19 protein-coding genes are annotated in these 21966 nt (G+C 75.1%); 7 read left to right on the top strand and 12 right to left on the bottom strand.

Translation table 11 applies throughout. The features are described from left to right. Nucleotides 1-115 precede the first annotated feature (115 nt). The 4 genes from HKK73_RS08165 to mraZ all read right to left on the bottom strand — a co-directional run bounded on the left by HKK73_RS08165 (nt 116) and on the right by mraZ (nt 4319). The gene (locus HKK73_RS08165; RefSeq protein ID WP_253705850.1) at nt 116-1825 is read right to left on the bottom strand and encodes a penicillin-binding protein 2; all 1710 of its coding nucleotides are present in this window, start codon (nt 1823-1825) and stop codon (nt 116-118) included. Nucleotides 1826-2208: 383 nt separating this feature from the next. Then, nucleotides 2209-2658 (bottom strand): hypothetical protein, encoded by a 450-nt coding sequence (locus tag HKK73_RS08160; RefSeq protein WP_074810049.1) that lies wholly within the window; start codon nt 2656-2658, stop codon nt 2209-2211. After that, the gene (gene rsmH / locus HKK73_RS08155; protein ID WP_051028216.1) at nt 2655-3716 is read right to left on the bottom strand and encodes a 16S rRNA (cytosine(1402)-N(4))-methyltransferase RsmH; all 1062 of its coding nucleotides are present in this window, start codon (nt 3714-3716) and stop codon (nt 2655-2657) included. The genes HKK73_RS08160 and rsmH overlap by 4 nt, the downstream gene beginning before the upstream one ends. 168 nt (nt 3717-3884) lie before the next feature. Continuing rightward, a complete protein-coding gene (gene mraZ / locus HKK73_RS08150) occupies nt 3885-4319 on the bottom strand; it encodes a division/cell wall cluster transcriptional repressor MraZ (RefSeq protein ID WP_031316739.1) in 435 nt (144 codons plus the stop codon). 443 nt (nt 4320-4762) lie between these two features. Here mraZ and HKK73_RS08145 point away from each other — a divergent pair, with 443 nt between their 5' ends. Genes HKK73_RS08145 through HKK73_RS08135 form a run of 3 tightly spaced genes read left to right on the top strand, consistent with a single transcriptional unit; the run spans nt 4763 to nt 9409 of the window. Continuing rightward, a complete protein-coding gene (locus HKK73_RS08145) occupies nt 4763-5770 on the top strand; it encodes a MoxR family ATPase (RefSeq protein ID WP_198947338.1) in 1008 nt (335 codons plus the stop codon). Nucleotide 5771: 1 nt separating this feature from the next. After that, entirely contained in the window at nt 5772-7112 is a 1341-nt protein-coding gene (locus HKK73_RS08140; protein WP_171467793.1) for a DUF58 domain-containing protein, read from the top strand. After that, entirely contained in the window at nt 7109-9409 is a 2301-nt protein-coding gene (locus HKK73_RS08135; protein WP_171467792.1) for a DUF3488 and transglutaminase-like domain-containing protein, read from the top strand. Before HKK73_RS08140 ends, HKK73_RS08135 begins: the two co-directional genes overlap by 4 nt. Here HKK73_RS08135 and HKK73_RS08130 read toward each other — a convergent pair. The 3 genes from HKK73_RS08130 to HKK73_RS08120 are packed head-to-tail and all read right to left on the bottom strand — an operon-like array spanning nt 9357 to nt 11529. Further along, on the bottom strand, nt 9357-9752 hold the full coding sequence (locus tag HKK73_RS08130; protein ID WP_171467791.1) for a DUF3040 domain-containing protein: 396 nt from the start codon (nt 9750-9752) through the stop codon (nt 9357-9359). The genes HKK73_RS08135 and HKK73_RS08130 overlap by 53 nt on opposite strands. 37 nt (nt 9753-9789) lie before the next feature. After that, on the bottom strand, nt 9790-11046 hold the full coding sequence (locus HKK73_RS08125; RefSeq protein ID WP_171467790.1) for a DNA polymerase IV: 1257 nt from the start codon (nt 11044-11046) through the stop codon (nt 9790-9792). A gap of 39 nt (nt 11047-11085) precedes the next feature. Further along, nucleotides 11086-11529, bottom strand: a complete 444-nt coding sequence (locus HKK73_RS08120) for an SAV_6107 family HEPN domain-containing protein (protein ID WP_034655077.1) — start codon at nt 11527-11529, stop codon at nt 11086-11088. Nucleotides 11530-11610: 81 nt separating this feature from the next. On the opposite strand from HKK73_RS08120, the gene HKK73_RS08115 reads away from it, so the two are divergent. Further along, on the top strand, nt 11611-12651 hold the full coding sequence (locus HKK73_RS08115; RefSeq protein WP_171467789.1) for a spermidine synthase: 1041 nt from the start codon (nt 11611-11613) through the stop codon (nt 12649-12651). Nucleotides 12652-12738: 87 nt separating this feature from the next. Here HKK73_RS08115 and HKK73_RS08110 read toward each other — a convergent pair whose 3' ends face one another. The 5 genes from HKK73_RS08110 to HKK73_RS08090 form a co-directional block, all read right to left on the bottom strand. After that, nucleotides 12739-12942: a cold-shock protein gene (locus HKK73_RS08110; RefSeq protein WP_034655075.1), complete on the bottom strand. Its 204-nt coding sequence runs from the start codon at nt 12940-12942 to the stop codon at nt 12739-12741. 304 nt (nt 12943-13246) lie between these two features. Then, a complete protein-coding gene (locus HKK73_RS08105; RefSeq protein ID WP_171467788.1) occupies nt 13247-14173 on the bottom strand; it encodes a proteasome assembly chaperone family protein in 927 nt (308 codons plus the stop codon). Between the two features lie 111 nt (nt 14174-14284). Next, nucleotides 14285-14725, bottom strand: a complete 441-nt coding sequence (locus tag HKK73_RS08100; RefSeq protein WP_021482350.1) for a response regulator — start codon at nt 14723-14725, stop codon at nt 14285-14287. After that, nucleotides 14722-16392 (bottom strand): ATP-binding protein, encoded by a 1671-nt coding sequence (locus HKK73_RS08095; RefSeq protein ID WP_171467787.1) that lies wholly within the window; start codon nt 16390-16392, stop codon nt 14722-14724. The genes HKK73_RS08100 and HKK73_RS08095 overlap by 4 nt, the downstream gene beginning before the upstream one ends. Beyond that, entirely contained in the window at nt 16389-17717 is a 1329-nt protein-coding gene (locus HKK73_RS08090) for a PP2C family protein-serine/threonine phosphatase (RefSeq protein ID WP_371810604.1), read from the bottom strand. Before HKK73_RS08090 ends, HKK73_RS08095 begins: the two co-directional genes overlap by 4 nt. Nucleotides 17718-17884: 167 nt before the next feature. Between HKK73_RS08090 and HKK73_RS08085 the strand changes: the two genes are divergently transcribed. The 3 genes from HKK73_RS08085 (at nt 17885) to HKK73_RS08075 (ending at nt 21944) form a co-directional block, all read left to right on the top strand. Further along, entirely contained in the window at nt 17885-20125 is a 2241-nt protein-coding gene (locus tag HKK73_RS08085; RefSeq protein ID WP_171467786.1) for an AAA family ATPase, read from the top strand. 88 nt (nt 20126-20213) lie between these two features. Further along, a complete protein-coding gene (gene serA, locus HKK73_RS08080; protein WP_021482809.1) occupies nt 20214-21413 on the top strand; it encodes a phosphoglycerate dehydrogenase in 1200 nt (399 codons plus the stop codon). Between the two features lie 111 nt (nt 21414-21524). After that, nucleotides 21525-21944, top strand: coding sequence for a pyridoxamine 5'-phosphate oxidase family protein (locus tag HKK73_RS08075; RefSeq protein WP_034655066.1), 420 nt, complete (start codon nt 21525-21527; stop codon nt 21942-21944). The last annotated feature ends 22 nt before the right edge of the window (nt 21945-21966 follow it).

Below are 21966 nucleotides of genomic sequence, written 5' to 3'. Positions count from 1 at the left end.
GTGTAGAACCTACCGTGCCGGGACGGGCCGCCCCGCAAGCCCGCGGGCCGCTGCACCCGGGCCGGGGCGCGCTTCACGGGACCTTCACCGGCGACCGGGAGAGGGGCGGTGAGGTTCACCACGTCGTCGGGAGCGGCACGTAGGGCTCGGTGCTCGGCTGGACGCCCTCGTGCTCGAGGGTGAAGCCCATGATCTCGCTGAACACCGGCGCCGCGACGACGCCGCCGAAGATCGACGAGTGCGGGTTCTTGAGGAAGACCGACACGGTGTACCGGGGGTCGTCCGCGGGCGCGACGCCGATGAACGACGCCATGATCCCGGACAGCCGCCCGTCCTCGCCCGCCGCCTCCGCGGTGCCGGTCTTGCCCGCGACGCGGTAGCCGGGGACCGAGGCGCTCGATCCGGTGCCCTCCTCCACGACGGACTCCATCATGTGCAGCACCGTGTCCGCCGTCTCCTGCGACACGACGCGCTCCGGCGCCGGGCGCTCCGCGGGCACGAGCTCGCCGCGCTCGTCCGTCGTCCCGGCGACGATGCTGGGCGTCGTGCGGACCCCGCCGTTCGCGATCGTCGAGAAGACGCTCGTCGCCTGGATGGCGTTGACCGACACGCTCTGGCCGAAGAGCACGGCGTACTCCGTGCGGCCGTCCCACGAGTCCGCCGGGTGCAGGATGCCCGCCGACTCGCCGGGCAGCCCGAGGCCGGACTTCTGACCGAAGCCGAACTTGCGCAGGTAGTCGTAGCGGACCTGCTTGGGGATCTTCTCGCCGACCTGGACCGTGCCCGTGTTCGACGACTCCGCGAGGATGCCCGCGAGCGTCAGGCGCTCGACGGGGTGGTCGTGCGAGTCCTTGAACGTCTGACCGTTCGGGGTCGTGTAGCGGTCGGGCACCTCGAACCGCGACCCGGCGTCCGCGTGGCCGCCCTCGATGGCCGCCGCCATCGTGATGACCTTGCCCGTCGACCCGGGGTCGAACACGTTCGCGACGGCACGGCTCGGGCGGGCGACGGCGTCCGTCGAGCGGTCGTTCGGGTTCACCGTGCCCGAGTCCGCGAGCGCGAGCACCTCGCCCGTGCGGACGTCCTGCACGACGGCGATCGCGTACTCCGCGCCGGTCTCGCTCACCGCCCGGTCGATCGCGTCCTGCGCCTTCCACTGCACGTCGCGCACGGTCGTGAGGCGCACGTTCAGGCCGGGCACCGCCTCGACGACGTCGCACCGTCCCGTCGGGATGAGCTGTCCGCCGAGCCCTGCCTCGCACCGGCGCGAGCCCGGCGTCCCGGCCAGGACGTCGTCGTACGACGCCTCGATGCCGCCCCCGCCCGTCTGCTCGTCGTTGACGAAGCCCACGAGGTTGCCGGCGACCGTGCCCGCCGGGTACGTGCGCTCGCTCGTCATCGTCGTGCTGACGAACGCGGACAGGCGCAGGTCGGCGATCTGGCGCTGCACCTCGGGCGTGACGTCTTTCTCCAGGACGAGGTACCGCGACGTGCCGACGAGGTCGGCCGCCAGCTCGACCGCGGACCGGTCGAGGATCGGGGCGAGCAGCTTCGCGACGCCGACCGCGCCGCCCTCCTCGAGCGGCTCGCCGTTGACGAGGTCCCCGGAACGGGGCTCGAAGCTCGCGATCGCCTGGAGGTCGGCCGCGACGGTGTACCGGTCCACCGAGGTCGCGAGCACCACGCCGTCGGCGTCCGTGATGTCGCCGCGGTGCGCGATCGTCGTCGAGCTGCGCGTGCGGTCGTTCTGGGCCTCGGCCGCGAGCGCGGGCCCGCGGAGCACCTGGACGTTGACGAGCTGCGCGATGAACACCGCGGTGATCACGCCCGCCACGACGATGAGCCAGCGCTGCCGACGCTCGGGCCGGCCCGGCTCGCGGGTCCCCCGGGCCGGACGGGACGGCGGGCGGCCGGCGCCGCGCGGCGCGCGCGACACCGGGGCGCGCCCCGACGTGCTGCGCGTGGTCGACGTGCGACCAGACGTGGTGCGCGCCGTCGAGGCACGACCGGACGTGGCGCGCGCCGAGGTGGTGCCCGTCGAGGCGGCGCGCGCGGGCGCGGGACCACCGGAGCGAGCACCCGCGGCCCGACCGGCGGACGCAGCACGGCCTCCCGAGGAGGCCCGGGAGGCCGCGGTGGCGGGACGGGGACGCGGGGTGCCCGCCGCCGGTCGTGACCGGCCGGTGCGCCCAGCGCCCGTGCCCTGCGTCACTCCCCCGCCCCCTCCTGCGCCACGCCGAGCACCGTGCCGTCGGACAGCCGGACCATCGCCGGGTCCTGCGCCTCGACCATGCCGAGCCCGCGTGCGGTCTCCGGCAGCGCCGTCTTCTGCTCGGCGACCTGCAGCTGCAGGCTCTGCGTGTCCTGGGCCACGCGGCTCACCTCCCGGCGCAGCTCCGACATCTCGTAGGAGTTGCGCGCCATCGTCGTGTTCACCAGGAGAGCACACAGGAGCGCGGCGCCGAGGATCGACATGCAGACGACGAGGAACGGGACCTTGGAGCGCGCCTGCAGCGGCGCCCGGACGAGCTCGAGACGCGAGCGCAGCGCCCGCTCGGACGCGCCGCCCGGCAGGGCGGTCAGCGACGGGCGCGGTGCGGGCGCCGGCCGGGCCGGGCGCGGGAGCGGGCGGGCGGCGGTCGACCTCTGTGCGCTCATCGTGTCGTCTCCCCCGGGTCGTGCGGTCGGTCGGTCGGTCGGTGGCCGGGCGCTGGCGAGCGGCGAGCGGCGGACGGGCGGCGGTGCGGCGGTGTCGGGCGGGTGCGCTCGGCGGCACGCAGGCGCACGGACGCGGACCGCGGGTTCGTCTCGCGCTCCCCGGCCGGCGCCTCCTCGGCCCCCCGGGTCAGCAGCCGCAGGTACGGCTCGTCCTGCTCGGGCACGACCGGCAGGCCAGCGGGCGCGCTGATCGTCGCGCCGGCGGCGAGCACGCGCTTGACGATGCGGTCCTCGAGCGAGTGGTACGACTCGACGACGATGCGCCCGCCCACGGCGAGCACGTCCACCGCGGCGGGGACCGCGCGCTCGAGGACCTCGAGCTCGCCGTTCACCTCGATGCGCAGCGCCTGGAACGTGCGCTTGGCGGGATTGCCGCCCGTCGTGCGGGTGGCCGCCGGGATCGACGCGCGGACGAGGTCGACGAGGTCCGCGCTGCGCTCCCACGGCTGCTGCTCGCGCCGGCGCACCACGGCCCGCGCGATCCGCTGGGCGAACCGCTCCTCGCCGTAGTCGCGCAGGATCCGGGTGAGCGCGCGCTCGTCGTACGTGTTGAGCACGTCCGCGGCCGTGAGACCCACGGTCGGGTCCATGCGCATGTCGAGCGGGGCGTCCTGCGCGTAGGAGAACCCGCGCTCCGTCTCGTCGATCTGGAGCGAGGAGACGCCGAGGTCCATGAGCACGCCCTGGACCGGTGCGCCGACCACGTCCGCGACGACGTCCTCGATCTCGTCGTACACGGCGTGCACGGCGCGGAAGCGGTCGCCGAACCGGGCGAGCCGGCGCGACGCGCGGTCGATCGCCTCGGGGTCGCGGTCGATGCCGACCACGCGCGCCGTCGGCACCTGCTCCAGGACGGCCTCCGTGTGGCCGCCCATGCCGAGCGTGCAGTCGACGAGCACGGAGCCCGGCTCGCCGAGCGCGGGCGCGAGCAGGTCGACGCAGCGCTGGAGGAGGACCGGGACGTGCCGCTCGGCGGCGTCGTCGGGGGTGCTCGTCACGTCCTCCTCCTCTCCGTGCTGGTCGTCGTGCTCCGGTGCTGCTGCTGGTCGTGCTGTGCTGCGGGCCCCGTACGGTCAGGTCTCCCTCCGCGTCCTTTCTGGCGCCGGGGAAGTGCGCCAGACCGGGCGGGAGGAGGCCTCACCGTGCGGAGCCGGGGGTGCTCGGCCCTAGAAGCGCAGGTCCGGGAACACCTCCTCCGCGGTGTCGGAGTACGCCGACTCCTGCTCCGCGAGGTACGTCTCCCACGCCTGCGCGTCCCAGATCTCGACGCGCGTGCCGGCGCCGATCACGGCGACGTCGCGGTCGAGCCCCGCGTACGCCCGCAGGGGCGCGGGGATCGAGACACGTCCCTGCTTGTCCGGGATCTCGTCGCTCGCCCCCGAGAGGAAGACGCGCAGGTAGTCCCGGGCCTGCTTGCTCGTCACCGGCGCCTGCCGGATCTGGTCGTACATGCGCCGGAACTCGTCCATCGGCAGCAGGAACAGACAGCGCTCCTGCCCCCGCGTCATGACGAGACCCGGTGCGAGCCGCGACCGGAACTTCGCGGGGAGGATGAGCCTCCCCTTGTCGTCCAGACGCGGCGTGAAGGTGCCCAGGAGCAGGCCGGAGGAACCGCCGAGCACGTCGTCCACGAAGCCGGACATGCACCTGGCACCTCCCCTCTTGCTCCCTTCTGCTCCACGGTACTCCACTTCCCTCCACCGCTCTCGGCGAAACTCACGGGTTTCACCCGTCTTCGCAGGATCTCCGCAGGTCAGACGGGCTGGAGCGCGGTGGAGGGGAGGACTCCCCAGGGCGCGTCGCGGCCGCGTCCGGCGGGGCCGCCGTCGGGCGGCGACCGCTTCCGGGAGCCGTCCGGCGGGTCCTGGGCGGCGGCGCCCGGTGCCCGTGGAGGGAGAGGGAGGGGCACGGGCCGGTCGGGACGGCCCGCGCCACCGGGCCGGGGTCGGCGGACCTCCCACCGTCTACTAGGCTCTTCCCACCCGCGGTCTCGCCGGTCCGCGGCCCTGCGCCACCGACGACGGAGGTCCCCGTGCTCCCCGACATCGCCCCTGTCGCGCCCTCCGACGAGCCCGGGTCAGGTCGCCTCGCCGGTCTCGACGAGCTGGTCGAGACCACCGGACGGATCCGCTCCGGCATCGAGTCCGTGGTCACCGGGCGGCCGGACCTCGTGACCGTCACCGTCGCCGTCCTCCTGGCGCAGGGTCACCTCCTCGTCGAGGACGTCCCCGGCGTCGGCAAGACGACGCTCGCCAAGGCGCTGGCCCGCACGATCGACTGCAAGGTCGGCCGCATCCAGTTCACGCCCGACCTCCTGCCGAGCGACCTCACCGGCGTCAACATCTACCGCGCCGCGAACCACGAGTTCGAGTTCCGGCCCGGCCCCGTCTTCTCCAACATCGTCATCGGCGACGAGATCAACCGCGCCTCCCCCAAGACGCAGTCGGCGCTCCTGGAGTGCATGGAGGAGGGCCAGACGACGGTCGACGGCACGACCCACATGCTCCCGAGCCCGTTCCTCGTCGTCGCGACCCAGAACCCGGTCGAGATGGAGGGCACCTACCCGCTCCCCGAGGCCCAGCGCGACCGCTTCATGGCACGGCTCACCGTGGGGTACCCCGACGTCGACGCCGAGCTGCGGATGCTCGACCGCCAGGAGACGGACAACCCGCTCGCGCACCTGCGGCCGGTGACCACCGGGGCGGACGTGCTGCGGTTCGCCGAGGTCGCGCGCTCGGTCCACGCGTCCACGGCCGTCAAGCGCTACGTGCTGGCGCTCGTCACCGGGACGCGCGAGCACCCGGGCCTGCGCCTCGGAGCCTCCCCCCGCACGACGCTCCAGCTCCTGCGCGCGGCGAAGGCCCTGGCCGCGATGGCGGGGCGCGACCACGTCCTCCCCGACGACGTGCAGTACCTCGCGGTGCCCGTGCTCGCGCACCGGCTCGTCGTCACCACCGAGGCACGGCTCTCGGGCCAGGACGCCGAGGCCGTCGTCGCGTCCCTCGTGGCGCAGACGCCGATCCCCGCGCTGGACGCGACCGAGCGACGCTGACGTGCGCGGCCCGTCGTTCCTCGCGCGGCTCCGACGCAGGACCAGGAGCCTCGCCAGCGCGCGCCCGACCCGCCGCGGCACCGTGGTCCTCGGTGCGGGCGCCGCGCTCGTGGTACTCGGCGTCACGCTCGGCCTGCCGGACCTCGTCGGGCTCGGCGCGGCGGGGCTCCTCGCCGTGGGGGCCGCGTGGTGCTGGATGGCGGCCCGGCGCATCGACCGGGGGCGCGGCGCGCTGCACGTGACGCGCCGGGTGCAGCCCAACCCCGCCGTGCGCGGCCAGCTCACGACCGCGCGCCTGACCGTCGCGGCGGCGCGCACGACGTCGTCGACGGCCTCCACGCTCGCGCGCCTGCGCATCAGCGAGCAGGCCGCGCACGAGCTGTCCGACCAGGGCTCGTTGCGCGCGCAGGTCGCGACGGTCGGCAACCACATCGCCGTGCGGTACCGCCTGCGGCCGCTGCGCCGCGGCCGGTGGCCGCTCGGCCCGCTCCTCACGACGCGGACCGACCTGTTCGGCCTCGTCAGCGCGACGCAGGAGCTCGGCGACCCGACGGCCGTGGCCGTCTGGCCGCGCACCGTCGAGCTGCCCGTGCGCGGGAGCCGCGCGTTCGGCGAGCACGAGCGCTCGGCCTCCGGCGCCCGGCTCGCGTCGAGCGACGACTCGGTCCTGCGCGACTACGTCGCCGGTGACGACCCCCGCCGCGTGCACTGGGTCAGCGCCGCGCGCCGCGGCCAGCTCATGGTGCGCTCCGACGAGAGCGCGGGCCTGCCGCCCGTGACGGTGCTCCTCGACCGCGGCCTCCTGCCCCACCCGGAGCTCGCCGCGTCGAGCCCGCGCGCGCTGGCCGACGGCGAGTGGGCCGTCGAGTGCGCGGCGTCGATCGGGGTGTCCCTGCTCCAGGCGGGGCACCCCGTCCGCCTCGTCCCCACCTCGCTCGCCGCGGTGGTCCCCGGCACCGGCTTCCGGGTCAACCGGTCCGGCGAGGGCCCGGCCGACCTGCTCGACGCCACGGTCGACCTGCACGGGCACCAGGTCGTGGCGGACGCCGACCGCTCCGTCGTCACGACCTCCGAGGCGCTGCGCCGCGACCGCCGCCCGGGCGAGATCACCGTCGCCGTGCTCGGACCGCTCGGCTCCGTGGCCCGGCACACCGTCGCCGCGATGGCCGGGGACGGCGTCCACCGCGCGCTCGTGGTGAGCACCCGGCCCTGGGCGCCCGAGCACGCCGACGCCGTCGAGACCGTCGCCGCGCTCCGCTCGACGGGGTGGCACGCCGCGCTCGTCGACCCGTCCGCGTCGCTCGAGCACGCCTGGACCCTGCTCGCGGAAGGCTCACGATGACCGCACCCCGACCGGGAACCTCAGGCTCCGCGGGCCTGCGCGTGCTCGCGACGAGCGCGCTCGTCGCCACCGCGGTCGTCGCGTCGGCGTACGCGCTGGGGAGCGTCGTCGGGCCGGGCGGCTGGACGGGCACGGTCGTGCGCGTCGTCGTCGTCCTCGCGCTCGTCACCGGCCTCAGCCGCTGGGCGCTCGAGCGGAGCCACGCGGCGCGCGGCGAGGTGCTCGCCCCGCCGGCGGCGCTCCTGCCGTCGCTCGCCGGGCTCGTCGTCGGGCTGTGGGCCCTGCTCGGGCTGTACGGCGGGCCGACGGACCGGTTCTCGCTCCTCATCGGCCTGTCCAACGTCGACCGCGTCCTGTCCCGCCTGGGCACCGCGCGCGACCTCACGCTCGCGGAGGTCGCCCCGATCGACCCCAGCCTGCCCATCGCGCTCCTGGCGGTCGGCGGCGCGGTCGTGGTGTTCGTCGTCGCCGACCTCATGGCCGGCGGGCTGCGGCTCGGCGCGGGGGTCGCGCTGCCCCTCCTCGCCCTGTGGGTGCCCGGGCTCGTCATCGTCGGCGAGGTCCCGCCGCTCGCGTTCGTCGTGACCGTCACCGCGCTCGTGCTGCTCCTCGCCGTGGACAACCCGCACCGCGCCGTCCGCCGCGGGGCGTCCGCGCGACGCCCGGAGGACCGCGCCGCCGGAGGCCTGCGTGCCGCGGGCGCGCTCGTCGTGGCCGTCGCCGTCGCGGTCACCGCACTCGGGCTCGGGTCGGCGAGCGCCTCGCTCCCCGAGGTGGCGTCGGCGTCGTGGTCGCGCCTGTTCTCCTCGACCGGCCAGACGGTCCGGCTCTCCGACGACCTGGACATGCGGCGCGACCTCGCCGAGCGGTCCGCCGAGGTCGTCCTGCGCTACCGGACCGACGGCGAGAACGTCGGTCCCCTGCGCGTCTTCACGCTCACGGGGTTCGACGGCACCAACTGGCGCCGCGGCGCCGACCGCGACGGCACCCCCATCGACGGCGGCGAGCAGGTCCTGTGGCCCGACGACCCGGGCGCCACCGGGGACCCGACGTCGCTGCGCGTCACGCTCGAGTCGCTGCGCGACACCAAGCTGCCGCTCCCGACCGAGCCGCGCGCCGTCGGCATCGACGGCGACTGGGCGTACGACGACGTGCGCGACGAGGTGCTCGGCGAGCAGCCGACGGGCGCGGGCACGTCCTACGAGGTCACGGTCTTCCCGCGGCCGCTCGACGCCGACGCGTTGCGCGGCGCCAGCGGCGCGGACCCCGACGACCCCAACTACCTCGACGTGCCCGCGACGGAGCACGAGCAGGACATCCGCGACCTCGCGACGTCCGTCGTCGACGGCGCGACGACGCGCTACGACCAGGCGCTCGCGCTGCAGACCTACTTCCGCGACATCTCGCAGTTCACGTACTCCACCGAGGTGCCGCCGGGCGCCTCGGGCGACGCCGTCTGGGACTTCCTCCAGGACCGGACGGGCTACTGCGTCCAGTTCGCGACGTCGATGACGATGATGGCCCGCACGCTCGGCATCCCCGCACGGCTGGGCGTCGGGTTCCTCCCGGGCGAGCGCGTCGACGACTCCAGCTACAAGGTCACGGGCCGCGACTCCCACGCGTGGCCCGAGCTGTACTTCCCGGGGCAGGGCTGGGTCCGGTTCGAGCCGACGCCCGCGCAGCAGACCGGCCCGACGCCGCGGTGGGCGACCCCGGTCGCCGTCACGCCCGGCGGCCCGGCGGACCCGGGGAACGTCCCGACGCCGGACGCCAGCGCGGCCGCGCCGTCGGCGCCGGTGACGCCGGCACCCACCGCCCCGGGGGCCGGCGGCACGACGGGCGGCACGCAGGAGGACTCCACCTCGTGGCCGCTGGTCGTGGGCGTGGCGCTGCTCGTCGCGGCGGCGCTCGCCGCAGGGCTGTGGTTCGTGCTGCGCCGACGCACCGAGGCGGAGAGCCTGCGGGACGCCGAGGACGCGTGGGCCGAGCTCGTGGCACGGCTCGGTGCGCTGGAGGTGCGGTGGCCGTCGTCCACGACGCCGCGCCGCGTGCCCGCCGTCGTCGTCGCGACCCTGCAGGCGCGACGCGGGGCGGATGCCGGGGACGAGGACCTGGCCGAGACGCTCACGGCCCTCGCGTCGGCGCTCGAGGCGGAGCGCTACGCCCCGCGTCCGCGCGAGACGGTCACCCCGGAGCGCCTCCAGGCACTCGTCGACGCCGCCGTCGAGGGGACCGAGAGGTCGCTCAGCGACCGTCCTGCTCGCGCCGACGGTCCCAGCGCTCTTCGAGCCGGCTGAGGAACGGCTTCCGCGACGTCCTGCTCGCTGCGGCCGGCCGGACGGTGCCGTCGGCCTCGACGGTGCCGACCGGTCCCTTGCGGGAGGCGCGCGGTGCCTGGAAGACCAGCACGACGCCGGCGAACATGAGGACGAAGCCGATGACGCCGAGCCAGGTCTGCGAGAGCGCGGCGCCCAGCACCAGCAGGAGCAGCCCTACCACGACGCCGACACCGGCCAGGACGTAGCGCAGCGCAGAGCGACGTCGAGGGGCCTGGAGCGTGTTCGCCAACCGCGGATCGTCCGAGGTGAGCGCGCGCTCCATCTGCTCCAAGACCCGCTGCTCGTACTCAGACAGAGGCATGAGCACCCCGATTCTCCACGGTGGTCGTGTGACACCCTCAGGATAGATCGACATCCGCGGGGGTGGTAGTCGAGCGGGCCCGGGCGGGCCCCATCGCGATGGATCTCACCCCGAAACGGCCGCGGACGGCGTCGACGGCCTCCTCCGCGCGCCGTCGGACGGCGTTCGTCTCCACCACGGCCTCCTCGAGCGTGGGCTGGACGACGGCCTCCGCGCGCGGCTCGAGACCTTCCGCACGCACCCCCACGAGCCGGACCGCGAGCCCTCGCAGGTCCACCCCCGCGACGAGCTCACGCGCGACGAGGTAGATCTCGCGCGCGACGTCCGTCGGGGCGCCGAGCGTGCGGGCGCGCGTGACGGTCCGGAAGTCGCTCGTGCGGACCTTCACGCTCACCGTGCGGGCGACGAGGCCCTGGTGCCGGAGCCGCCCGGCGCACCGGTCGGCGAGCTCGAGCACGCGCGCCTGCACGGCGGCGAGGTCGCGCAGGTCGTGCTCGAACGTCGTCTCCGCGCCGATGCTCCGCTCCGAGCGCTCCGGCTGGACGGGGCGCGGGTCGCGACCCCACGCGAGGTCGTGCAGGTGCGCCCCGGAGACCTTGCCGACCGCCGCCTGCAGGGACGCCACGTCGGTGTCGGCGAGCTCGGCGACCGTCCGGATGCCCCACTGCGCGAGGACGGCCTCCATGCGCTCGCCCACACCCCACAGCGCCCCGACCGGCAGGGTGCGCAGGAACGGCACCGTCGCCGCGGCGGGCACGAGCAGCATGCCGTCGGGCTTGGCGTGCGTGGACGCGAGCTTCGCGACGAACTTCGTGGTCGCGATCCCGACCGAGCACGTGATCCCGTGGTCCGCCTGGACCCGACGCCGCAGCGCGGCCGCGATCCGTGTGGGCGGCCCGAGACGGCGCCGCGCGCCGCTCACGTCGAGGAACGCCTCGTCGACGCTCACCTGCTCCACGAGCGCGGTGATCTCCCCGAGCGCGGCCATGACCGAGCGCGAGACCTCGTGGTACCGCGCGTGGTCCGGCGGCACGACGACCGCCTGCGGGCACAGCCGGCGGGCGGTCGTCATGGGCATCGCCGAGTGGACGCCGAACGCGCGCGCCTCGTAGGTGGCCGCCAGGACGACGCCCCGCTCGGCACCGCCGACGATGACCGGTCGCCCGACGAACTGGGGACGCCGCGCGAGCTCGACCGAGGCGAAGAACGCGTCCATGTCGACGTGCAGGATCGAGCAGCCGCTCTCGTCGTCCCCCCAGTCCCGGCGGACGACGGCACGAGGACCCCGGCTCATCGGGTGCTCACCGTGCCCGCGGGCCGACCGGCCGGGTCGTCACGACGCCACCGTCCGCAGCCCGGGCAGCCGGACGAAGCCGGCGTCCGGGTCGACGAGCATCGCGACCTCGTCGCGGAAGTCCTCGGCGCACGCGACGAGCTCGTCGGCGCGACGCGGGTCGACCTCGTCGAACCGCCCGGCGTCCACGGCCGCACGGACGCGCGCGCCGCTCGCGAAGTACACCGACCACGCGGCGAGCGCGGGCTCGGCGTCCGCGAGCTGCTCCCACACCGAGCGGGCGCGCCCGCGCCGCACGGGGCGCGCACGGAGCGCGACGACCGCGGCGGCTGCCCGCAGCGCGCCGAGGTGGGCGTGGACGAACCGCTCCCCCGCGTCCTGCGCGAGCGCCGCAGCGACGAGCTCCGCGTCCGCGCGGGCGAGCAGCCGCCGGACCTCGGCGGGAACCACGACCTGCGCCCTCGCGCCTGCTTCGTTCGACATCGCGCACCTCCTGCTCCACTATCGAACACCTGTTCGATCCTGTCAACGTGCCGGACGCCGACAGCCCGTACCGTGGGGCACATGGCTCGCCGTACCTCCCGACGCCCTCCAGGGTCCCCCGCACCACCCACACCGCCCCGGCGTCGGGGCCCCGCGCGCGGCGGGCCCGCGGCGTCCGACCTCCCGGACGAGCCCGTCGCGACCACGACGGGCACCGCGCGCGTCGAGCGCGACCCCGACCGCCCGTCCGCGGTCACCCTCTACGTCAACGGGGTGCCGAGCTCGTACCTCGACCTGGACGACCCCGGGATGCTCGCGTTCGAGTACATGCAGCAGATGGCCGCGGTGGTCGACGAGCTGCACCCCGGGCCCGTGCGTGCGCTGCACCTCGGGGCCGCCGGGTGCAGCCTGCCGCGCTGGGTCGAGCACACCCGGCCCGGCTCGACGCAGCTCGGGGTCGACCTCGACGCACGCCTCCTGGAGCTCGTGCGCACCTGGTTCGACCTGCCGCGCTCCCCGCGGCTGCGGCTGCGGCCCGACGACGCCCGGCACGCGGTGGAGGGGCTCGCCGACGCGTCGTTCGACGTCGTGGTCCGGGACGTCTTCCACGGCGACCGCACGCCCGACCACCTCGTGACCCTCGGCATGGCCGAGGAGGTGCGGCGCGTCCTGCGACCGGGGGGCGTCTACCTGGTCAACTGCGCGGACCGGCCGCCCCTCGCGTCGGTGCGGCGCGAGCTGACGACGCTCGCGGCCGCGTTCGGGGAGGGCACGGGCGCCGGCGCCCTGGAGGAGGGGCGCGTCGCGGCGATCGCCGAGCCCGCACAGCTCAAGGGCCGCCGGTACGGGAACGTGGTGCTCGCCGCGGTCGCGCCGGGAGGCGCCGGCCCCGGCCTGGCCGGCCCGGGCCTCGCGCGCGCCGTGCGCTCGCTGGCCGTGCCGGCGCGCGTCCTCGTGGGGGGCGAGCTGCGGACCTTCGTCGGCCCGGCGGCGCCCCTCCTGGACCCCACGCCCGCGGACCCCGGGTCCGCCGACCCCACGTTCGAGGGACCCGCTCCCGGGGACGCCACGACCGCGCGGCCGGCGACCGACGAGCACGCGCGGGCGCCGCGCGAGGGCTGACACGCCAGGAGCCGCGCCCCCGGGAGGGGACGCGGCTCCTGCGCTGCTGCTACGACCGGGCGACCCGACCGCAGGACGTCGTGGACGTCAGAGCGGGCGGACCTTCTCCGCCTGCGGGCCCTTCGGCCCCTGGGTGATCTCGAACTCGACCCGCTGCGCCTCGTCGAGCGTGCGGTACCCGTTCGACTCGATCGCCGAGTAGTGCACGAAGACGTCGGCACCGCCGCCGTCCTGCGCGATGAAGCCGTAGCCCTTCTCGGCGTTGAACCACTTCACAGAACCCTGCGCCATGCTGTTCCTCTGACCTTCTGTCCATCCGGGGACATCAGCAGGCGGACCCTTCGTCCACCCCCGTGCGCCGCAATGCCATGTCCCACGTCCTTCGCCGGCATCCCGGCCGTGTGCGGCCGGCGAGGCCCGACGTCGGACCGCCCCGCCGGGCGGACCCACGTTCCGGCCCTGTACCGGGTCGTGCGCAAGTACGTCACTGCAACGGGTCACAGTGTGGCATGGACCACGTCAGGTCCGCCATGGAGAACGGGCCCTCTCGTGCCGATTTTTCGGCACATAGTCCCCGGCTCTGCAGCGGGCGCGGTCACTCCCCCGACTGCTGCGCGAGGAAGCGCTCGAACTCCGCGCCGAGCTCGTCGGCCGTGGGGATCGGCGCCGACTCGGCGAGCAGGCTCGTGCGCCCGACCGAGCGGGCGAAGGCGTCGTACTGCTCCTCGAGCGCCCGGACCACCGCCGCGACCTCCTCGGAGTCGCGCACCTGGCGCTCGACCTCGGTCTTCGCGTCCTGGACCGCCTCCGCGAGGCCGCCCGTGGCGAGGTCGAGACCCGTCACGCGCTGGACGTGCTCGAGCGCGACGACCGCCGCGGGCGGGTACGACGCTTGGGCGAGGTAGTGCGGCACGTGCACGGTGTAGCCGACGGCGTCGTGGCCCGCGCGCCCGAGCCGCAGCTCGAGCAGCGCGGCGAGGCTCGCCGGGACCTTGACCGTCCCGAACCACGACGTGTGCTCGCCGAGCAGCTCAGGGCGCGTGGCGTGCGCCGTCACCGAGAGCGGCCGCGTGTGCGGGATGCCCATCGGGATGCCGTGGAAGCCCACGACGAGCGAGACGCCCAGGCGCTCGACGACGTCGCGCACCGCGGCGACCACGCGCTCCCACTGGACGTCCGGCTCGGCGCCGTGCAGCAGCAGGAAGCCGGTGCCCTCGGCGTCGCGCACGTGGTCGACGACGAGGTACGGCTCGTCGTAGTCGGACCAGCGGTCCGTGCTGAAGGTCATCGTGGCCCGCTTCGAGCGGTAGTCGATGAGCTGGTCGGCGTCGAACGTCACCAGGCGGGTGACCTCACCGATCTCCAGCAGGTGGTCGACGGCCACCTCTCCCGCGCTGCCCGCGTCGACGAACCCCGCGACCGCGTGCAGCAGCACCGGCCCGGAGCCCGCCTCGGGCGGCGTGGGCCACAGGCGCGCCACGGCCTGCTCGTCGAGCTCGTAGATCCCGCGAGGGTCCAGCATGCATCCTCCTCGTCACGTCCTTCGCCCGTGCGCCGCCGGTGGCGCGCTGCGGGCCTGACGAGGTAACGCGACCCGGGCCGGGGATCATTCCCGGCCGGGCGGTGGCGGCGGTCAGCGACCGGGGAGCCGCACCACGGAGACGAAGAAGTCGTCGATCTGCCGGACGACGTCGATGAAGCGGTCGAAGTCGACGGGCTTGGTCACGTAGGCGTTGGCGTGCAGCGAGTAGCTGCGCACCACGTCCTCCTCGGCCTCCGACGTCGTGAGCACGACGACGGGGATCTTGCGCAGCGCGTCGTCGGCCTTGAGCTCGGCCAGGACCTCGCGCCCGTCCATCCGGGGCAGGTTGAGGTCGAGGAGGATGAGGTCGGGCGTCGGGGCGCCCGCGTGCTCGCCCTCCTTGCGCAGGAACTGCAGCGCGCTCACGCCGTCGGACACCACCGAGAGGCGGTTGGTGACCTTGTGGTCCTCGAACGCCTCACGGGTCATGAGCACGTCGCCCGGGTCGTCCTCCACCAGGAGGACGTCGATCGGCTTGCTGCCGTGGCTCATGCGGGGCTCTCCTCGTCGTCGGGGCGCGCGGGGGCCGGAGCGTCCGGACCGGCGCCGCCGGGGTCGGAGCGAGCGTAGCCGACCTGCGCCTGCACGTAGGCGTGGGCGAGCGTGAAGCGGATGGTCGTCCCGCCCTCGCGCGGCTCGATCCAGATGCGTCCGCCGTGGTACTCGACGATGCGCTTGCACAACGCGAGGCCGATGCCCGTGCCCTCGTACACGTCCTTGGCGTGCAGGCGCTGGAAGATGACGAACACGCGGTCGGCGTACTGCGCGTCGATGCCGATCCCGTTGTCCTCGACCGACAGCTCCCAGTGGGTGTCGCGCGCGAGCACGCCCACGTGCACGGCGGGCGCCCGGTCCGGGTGGCGGAACTTCAGCGCGTTGCCGACGAGGTTCGCGAGGAGCTGGCGCAGGAGCGCCTGCTCCCCCACGACGACGGGGAGCGGGTCGTGCGTGACGCGCGCCCCGGACTCCGCGATCTTGTCGGAGAAGTCCTCGAGCACGCCCCGGAGCTCGTCCTCGAGGTCGACGTCGACGCGCTCGGTGCCCGTCCGGCCGACGCGGGAGAACCCGAGCAGGTCCTGGATGAGGCGCTGCATGCGCTTCGCGCCGTCGACCGCGAAGTCGATGTACTGGTCGGCGCGGTCGTCGAGCTCGCCCCCGTAGCGCTTCTTGAGGAGCTGCGTGAAGCTCGCGACCTTGCGCAGCGGCTCCTGGAGGTCGTGCGAGGCGACGTACGCGAACTGCTCCAGGTCGCGGTTCGAGCGCTCCAGCTCGCGCGCCTGCTCGGCGAGCAGCTCGTGCGAGCGCGCCGCGTCCTCGTGCGACGCCTTGATCTCCGCGACCTGGCTGACGAGCTCGACGCGCATGTGCTCGACGTCCTGCGCGAGGTCCGCGATCTCGGCGGGCCCGGACGTGACGACCGGCTCGTCGAGGCTCCCGGAGCTCACGCGCCGCACGCGATGCGCGAGCTCGGCCATGGGTTCGGTGACCCAGCGCTTGAGGCAGACCCACAGGATGATGCCGACCGCGAGCGCCGAGCCGACGAGGACGAGGACGCTCCCGAACAGGGCGCGGCTCCACCGGTCGAGCGCGTCGAGGCGTTCGACGCGCTCGTCGCGCAGCTCGTCGACGTACTGCGCGGTGTCGGCGCGCGCCGCCGCGAAGAGCTCGGCGCCGCGCGCCTGGTCGACGGCGCGCACGCGCCCCGGGCCCTGGGCCTCGGTGGTCGCGATGGCGGGCTCGGCCGCCTCGGAGACCCAGGCGCGCACCGAGGACTCGGCCTGGGCGAGCGTCCCGGCGAGCTCGTCGTCGAGGCCGAGACGGTCGACGAGCGCGGCGTCGGGGACGACGCCCTCGGCGTCGACGCCCACCGCGCGCGTGTAGGCCTCGAGCGCGGTCGCGTCGCCCGTGGCGACGTACGCGCGCACCGCGACCTCGGCGTCGAGCAGGCCGACGTACGCGCCGTCCGCCTCGCTCACCGCGTCGAAGAACGGCCCGGTCACGTCGGTCTGGAGGGTGAGGACGCGCGACAGCGCGATCGCGGAGGTCGCGAGCACGCCGAGGAGGATCACCCCGGCGACGACGAGCGCCCAGCCGAGGCGCCGACGCAGCGTCGGGGCGCGACGCTCGCCCGCGCGCCTGCGGTCGCCGGCGGCGCTCACCGGGCCCACTCGTCCGAGTCCGCGAGGGTGGCCGACCGCTCGCCCGGCGAGGTGCCGTCGCCGTCCCACCCGAGCACGAGGAGGGCCGCGTCGTCCGCGAGGGGGCCGCCGTGGAGGTCGCGCACGCGACGGAAGACCCGCTCGACGACGCCCTCGACGCCCTGCTCCAGCGCGCTGTCGACGGCGCGGCGCAGGCCGTCGACCCCGACGCGCTCGGGGCGGGTCCGTGCGTCGCCCGCCCCGGCTCCCGCGACGGTCGCCTCGACGAGGCCGTCGGTGTAGAGCATGAGGGCCCAGCGCTCGCCGAGCTCGACCGGCTGCGACGTCCAGCCGCCCGCGACCGGGATGCCCAGGGCGCGGCCGCGCGACGTCGGCGTGATCTCCGACGCCGTGTCGCGCAGCAGCAGCGGCGCGAGGTGGCCCGCGAGGTAGACCTCGGCGCTGCGTCGGTCCGCGGAGACGACGACCTGGCACAGCGTGACGAAGACCTCCGGGCGCGCGCGCTCGGGCACGAGCACACGCTCGAGCAGCGGCAGGATCGCCTCCGGCTGGGTCTCGCTGAGGACGATGGTGCGCCAGGCCGTGCGCAGCGTCGCGCCGAGCGCGGCCTCGTCCGGGCCGTGCCCCGCGACGTCCCCGATGACGCACAGGACCGTCCCGTCCGGGCGCTCGACCGCGTCGAAGAAGTCGCCGCCGAGCAGGCCGTTGCCGCCCGGCACGTAGCCGACCATGACGTCGAGGCGGTCGTCCTGCACGAGCGGGGTCGGCAGGAGCGCACGCTCGAGGCGCGCCGTCTCTGCCGCGCGGACCTCGCTGCGGTACAGCGCGCGCTGCTGCTCGACGGACATGCGGCGCTGGACCGCGTAGCGCACGGACCGCCCGAGCAGGTCGCCGTCGACCTCCCCCTTGACGAGGTAGTCGTCGGCGCCCGCGGCGACCGCCTGCACGCCGAGGTCGATGCCCGAGTGGCCGGTCAGGACGACGAGCGCCGGCGGCCGCGACCCCGCGCGCACGCGCTCGACGGCGGACAGGCCCACGGAGTCGGGCAGGCCCAGGTCCAGCAGCACGCAGTCGACGTCGTGGGAGACGACCATCTCGAGGGCACCGTCCAGGGTCGTCGCACGGTGCAGCTCGACCTTGAGGTTGCCGTCGGCCAGCAGCTCCTCGACGAGGATCGCGTCCCCGTCGTCGTCCTCCACGAGCAGGATCCGGAGCTCGTCCGTCGGGGCCAGCACGGCGCGCCCCGGGCGCGCCTGGTCCGGTCCGGCGGCGTCGTCGCCGCGCGCGGAGGGTCGGCCCGGGGCTCGACGCTCGCTCCCGGTCACGACGCCCGCTCCCCTCTGGTCGCCATGGGCCACGATCCTAGCCGCAGGCGCGCGTCCGGCCCGGTCACGGCGCCGGGACGCGCCGGTCGTCGGTCCCCGGGACGGTCGTCGTACGCCATAATGGACGGCCGCGCGGGCGGCGCGGCGCCGGTCGAGGAAGGGACAGCGTGGGACGCAACGACGAGCTCCGGCTCGAGCAGGAGGTCGTGGACACCCTCTACGCGCGCCTCGACGAGCTGCGGGCGGCCGCCCGGGCACGCCTCGACGAGGTCCGGCGGTCCGGCCCGTCGGGCTCGCCGCAGAACCGCAGCGAGCGCGACGCGTTCGCGACGCTGTACGAGGACCGTGTCGCGCAGCTCGACGCGGTCGAGGACCGCCTCGCGTTCGGCCGCCTCGACCTCGACGACGGCACCCTGCGCTACGTCGGGCGCATCGGCCTCACCGACGAAGAGCACTCGAGCCTCCTCACGGACTGGCGCGCGCCCGCCGCCCAGGCGTTCTACCGCGCGACGGCGGCCCACCCGGACGGCGTCGTGCGCCGTCGGCACCTCGTGACGCGCGGTCGTGCCGTGACGGGGCTCGAGGACGAGCTCCTCGACCTCGACGCCCCCGAGGCCGTGACGGGCACGACGCTCTCGGGCGAGGGCGCGCTGCTCGCCGCGATGGCCGCGGGCCGCACGGGACGCATGGGCGACATCGTCGCCACGATCCAGTCGGAGCAGGACGCGATCATCCGCTCCGAGCTCGCGGGGGCGCTCGTCGTCCAGGGCGGGCCCGGCACGGGGAAGACGGCGGTCGCGCTGCACCGCGCGGCCTACCTGCTGTACGCGCACCGGCGGCTGCTGGAGCGCTCGGGCGTGCTGCTCGTCGGCCCCAGCCTCTCCTTCCTGCGCTACATCGACCAGGTGCTGCCGTCGCTCGGCGAGACCGGCGTCGTGAGCACGACCATCGCCGACCTCCTGCCCGGCGTCGTCGCCGACGGCGAGGAGGACCCGCGCGTCGCGCGGGTCAAGGGCCGGGCGGTCATGGCCCGTGCGGTGCGCCGGGCCGTGCGCGCCCGCGAGCGCGTGCCCGCGGCCGACGTGCCGGTCCGGCTCGACGGCCACGACCTCGTCATCCGCCGCCGCGACGTGCGCGACGCCATCGCGAAGGCGCGACGCACCCACAAGCCGCACAACCTCGCGCGCGTCACGTTCGTCCGCGAGATGCTCTCGCGCCTCGTCGAGCAGTACGGGCGCCAGCTCGGCGAGCCCCTCGTCGGCGAGGACCGCGCGCTCGCGCTGGAGGACCTGCGCTCCCACCGCGACGTGCGGGTCGCGCTCAACCTGGCCTGGCTGCCGCTCACGCCCGAGCGCCTCCTCGAGGACCTGTGGACCAAGCCGCACCGGCTCGCCGAGGCCGCGCCCGAGCTCTCCGCCGAGGAGCGACGGCTCCTCGAGCGGGCGAAAGGTGCGCCGTGGACCCCCGCGGACGTGCCGCTCCTCGACGAGGCGGCGGAGCTCCTCGGCGAGGACGACCAGGCGGAGCGGGCCGAGGCCGCCGCACGCGCGGCGCAGCGCGCGCAGGACCTCGAGTACGCGCGGCAGGTGCTCGAGTCGTCCGGTGCGGGCGGCGGGATCGTCGGCGCCGACGTGCTCGCCGAGCGGTTCGCCGCGAGCGGCCCGCGCCTGACCACCGCCGAGCGCGCCGCGCAGGACCGCACGTGGACCTACGGCCACGTCGTGGTCGACGAGGCGCAGGAGCTGTCCGCCATGGCGTGGCGCATGCTCGTGCGCCGGTGCCCGACGCGGTCGTTCACGGTGGTCGGCGACGTCGCCCAGACGTCCTCGCTCGCGGGCGCCCGGTCGTGGAAGGGCATGCTCGACCCGGTCTTCCGCGACGCGTGGCGGCTCGCCGAGCTCACGGTCAACTACCGCACCCCGGCCTCCGTCGCGGACGCGGCCCGACGCGCGGCCGTCGCGGCCGGCCTCCCGGTCTCGCCGCTCACGTCCGCGCGCGACGTCGAGGACGCCCTGCGCGTGGTCGAGGTGGCACCGGGCGCGCTGGAGGCACGCGTCCGGGCCGAGGCCGAGGCCGCGCGCGCCGAGTTCGTCGCCGCGGAGTCCGGTCGCGTCGCCGTCGTCGCGGCCGCGCCCGCGGTCCCTGCGCTGCGGGCCGCGCTCGGGCTCGCCGACGCGGGCGGCGAGGACCCGGTCGTCGTGCTCGACCCGGTGCAGGTCAAGGGGCTGGAGTTCGACGCCGTCGTGCTGGTCGAGCCCGCCGACGTCGCGACCGGGCCCTCGGGCCCGTCCGACCTGTACGTCGCCATGACACGGCCGACCCAGCGCCTCGTCGTCGTGCACGCGCGCCCGCTGCCCGCCGGGGTCGCCCCCGCGCCGTCGGACGACGCACGGGGCGCCGGAGCCTGACAGCGGTGGTGTCCGGGCGCGGGTTCACCTCGTCCCGAGGGTCAAGACCCGTTTGGTCCGGACCGCGGGACGGGCGCACCATGGGGGCGTGCTACGCGCCCTCCTCCTCGAAAACCTGCACCCCCTCGCCGCCTCGAACCTCGAGGCCGCGGGCATCGACGTCACCGTCCGCACCGGGGCCCTCGACGAGTCCGAGCTGATCGAGGCGCTCGACGGCGTCCACCTGCTCGGCATCCGGTCCAAGACGAACGTCACGGCGAACGTGCTCGAGAACGCCCCCGACCTGGTGGCGCTCGGCGCGTTCTGCATCGGCACGAACCAGATCGACCTGCGCTCGGCCGCGACGCAGGGCGTCGCCGTGTTCAACGCGCCGTTCCAGAACACGCGCTCCGTCGTCGAGCTCGCGCTCGCCGAGATCATCGCGCTCACGCGCCGCCTCACCGAGCGCGACCGCGCGCTGCACGAGGGCCGCTGGGACAAGTCGGCGGAGGGTGCGCACGAGGTCCGTGGCCGCACGCTCGGCATCGTCGGCTACGGCAACATCGGCACGCAGCTCTCCGTGGTCGCCGAGAACCTCGGCATGTCGGTCGTGTTCTACGACACGGCGGAGAAGCTCGCGCTCGGCAACGCGCGCCGCATGGACACGCTCGACGAGCTGCTCGAGCAGGCCGACGTCGTCACGCTCCACGTCGACGGGCGCCAGGGCAACGCCGGGCTCTTCGGCGCCAAGCAGTTCGCCCGCATGCGCCCGGGCTCGATCTTCCTCAACCTGTCGCGCGGCTTCGTGGTGGACTACGGCGCGCTGCGCGAGGCGATCGTCGAGGGCCGTGTGGCCGGCGCCGCGGTCGACGTCTTCCCGCACGAGCCCAAGCGCAAGGGCGACGCGTTCGACTCCGAGCTGCGCGGCCTGCCGAACGTCATCCTCACGCCGCACATCGGCGGGTCGACGGAGGAGGCGCAGGAGGCGATCGGGCAGTTCGTGTCCGCCAAGCTGCGCGACTACCTCACCACCGGCTCCACGACGCTCAGCGTCAACGTGCCGAACCTCGCGCTCGAGCAGACGACGGGCATCACGCGCATCACGCACCTGCACCGCAACACCCCCGGTGTCCTCGCCGCCGTCAACGCGACCCTCGCCGAGCACGGGACGAACATCGAGGGCCAGCTCCTCGCCACCCGCGGCGAGATCGGCTACGTCGTCACCGACGTCGGCTCGCGCGTGGAGCCCGCCGTCATCGAGGCGCTGGCCGCGATGGAGCAGACGATCGCCCTGCGCATCCTCGACTGACGCAGCCCGGGAACCTTCGCCGCGCGCGGCCCGTCCGCACGCGGCGAAGGTCCTCGGCGGCCGTGACCTTCGCCGCTGAGCGCCTCTCGCGCGCCGGTGCCACGATGAGGCATGACCGGATACACGCACGACGCGCCGCAGATCCTCGACGCCGACGCGTCGTGGGACCTCGTGGAGGGGACCCACGTCGCACGCCTCGCCGTGAGCGTGCGGGGCGAGCCGGACATCTACCCCGTGACCGTGCGGGCGCACGAGCGCACGCTCGCGTTCCGCACGGTCCCCGGCACGAAGCTCGCGACGCTCGCCATCAACGAGCGGGTCGCCCTGGAGTGGGACCACGTCGACGACGACGGGGCGTGGAGCGTCGTCGCGCGCGGCACCGCTCACCGTCTGCGCACCGAGCACGAGGTGGATCCCGTCCGGGAGGGTGCGGACCCGCTCGTCCCCACCGTCGACGTCCCGACCGAGGAGTGGGTCGTGGTCGAGGCCCACGAGCTCACCGGACGACGCTTCGCGCGCGCGGAGCCCTAGTCCCCCGGACGCACGACGTCCG

The sequence above is a fragment of the Cellulosimicrobium sp. 72-3 genome (assembly GCF_013127315.1).
Taxonomy (GTDB): Bacteria; Actinomycetota; Actinomycetes; order Actinomycetales; family Cellulomonadaceae; genus Cellulosimicrobium; species Cellulosimicrobium funkei.
The sequence above is the reverse complement of the archived record's forward strand: the minus strand, read 5'-3'. Positions and strand labels throughout refer to the sequence as shown.

Coding starts and splice junctions, on each gene's coding strand:
- HKK73_RS08160 (WP_074810049.1), bottom strand. CDS start 2,658: ATGAGCGCACAGAGGTCGACCGCCGCCCGCCCGCTCCCGCGCCCGGCC.
- HKK73_RS08135 (WP_171467792.1), top strand. CDS start 7,109: ATGACCGCACCCCGACCGGGAACCTCAGGCTCCGCGGGCCTGCGCGTG.
- HKK73_RS08130 (WP_171467791.1), bottom strand. CDS start 9,752: ATGCCTCTGTCTGAGTACGAGCAGCGGGTCTTGGAGCAGATGGAGCGC.
- HKK73_RS08125 (WP_171467790.1), bottom strand. CDS start 11,046: ATGAGCCGGGGTCCTCGTGCCGTCGTCCGCCGGGACTGGGGGGACGAC.
- HKK73_RS08120 (WP_034655077.1), bottom strand. CDS start 11,529: ATGTCGAACGAAGCAGGCGCGAGGGCGCAGGTCGTGGTTCCCGCCGAG.
- HKK73_RS08115 (WP_171467789.1), top strand. CDS start 11,611: ATGGCTCGCCGTACCTCCCGACGCCCTCCAGGGTCCCCCGCACCACCC.
- HKK73_RS08110 (WP_034655075.1), bottom strand. CDS start 12,942: ATGGCGCAGGGTTCTGTGAAGTGGTTCAACGCCGAGAAGGGCTACGGC.
- HKK73_RS08105 (WP_171467788.1), bottom strand. CDS start 14,173: ATGCTGGACCCTCGCGGGATCTACGAGCTCGACGAGCAGGCCGTGGCG.
- HKK73_RS08100 (WP_021482350.1), bottom strand. CDS start 14,725: ATGAGCCACGGCAGCAAGCCGATCGACGTCCTCCTGGTGGAGGACGAC.
- HKK73_RS08075 (WP_034655066.1), top strand. CDS start 21,525: ATGACCGGATACACGCACGACGCGCCGCAGATCCTCGACGCCGACGCG.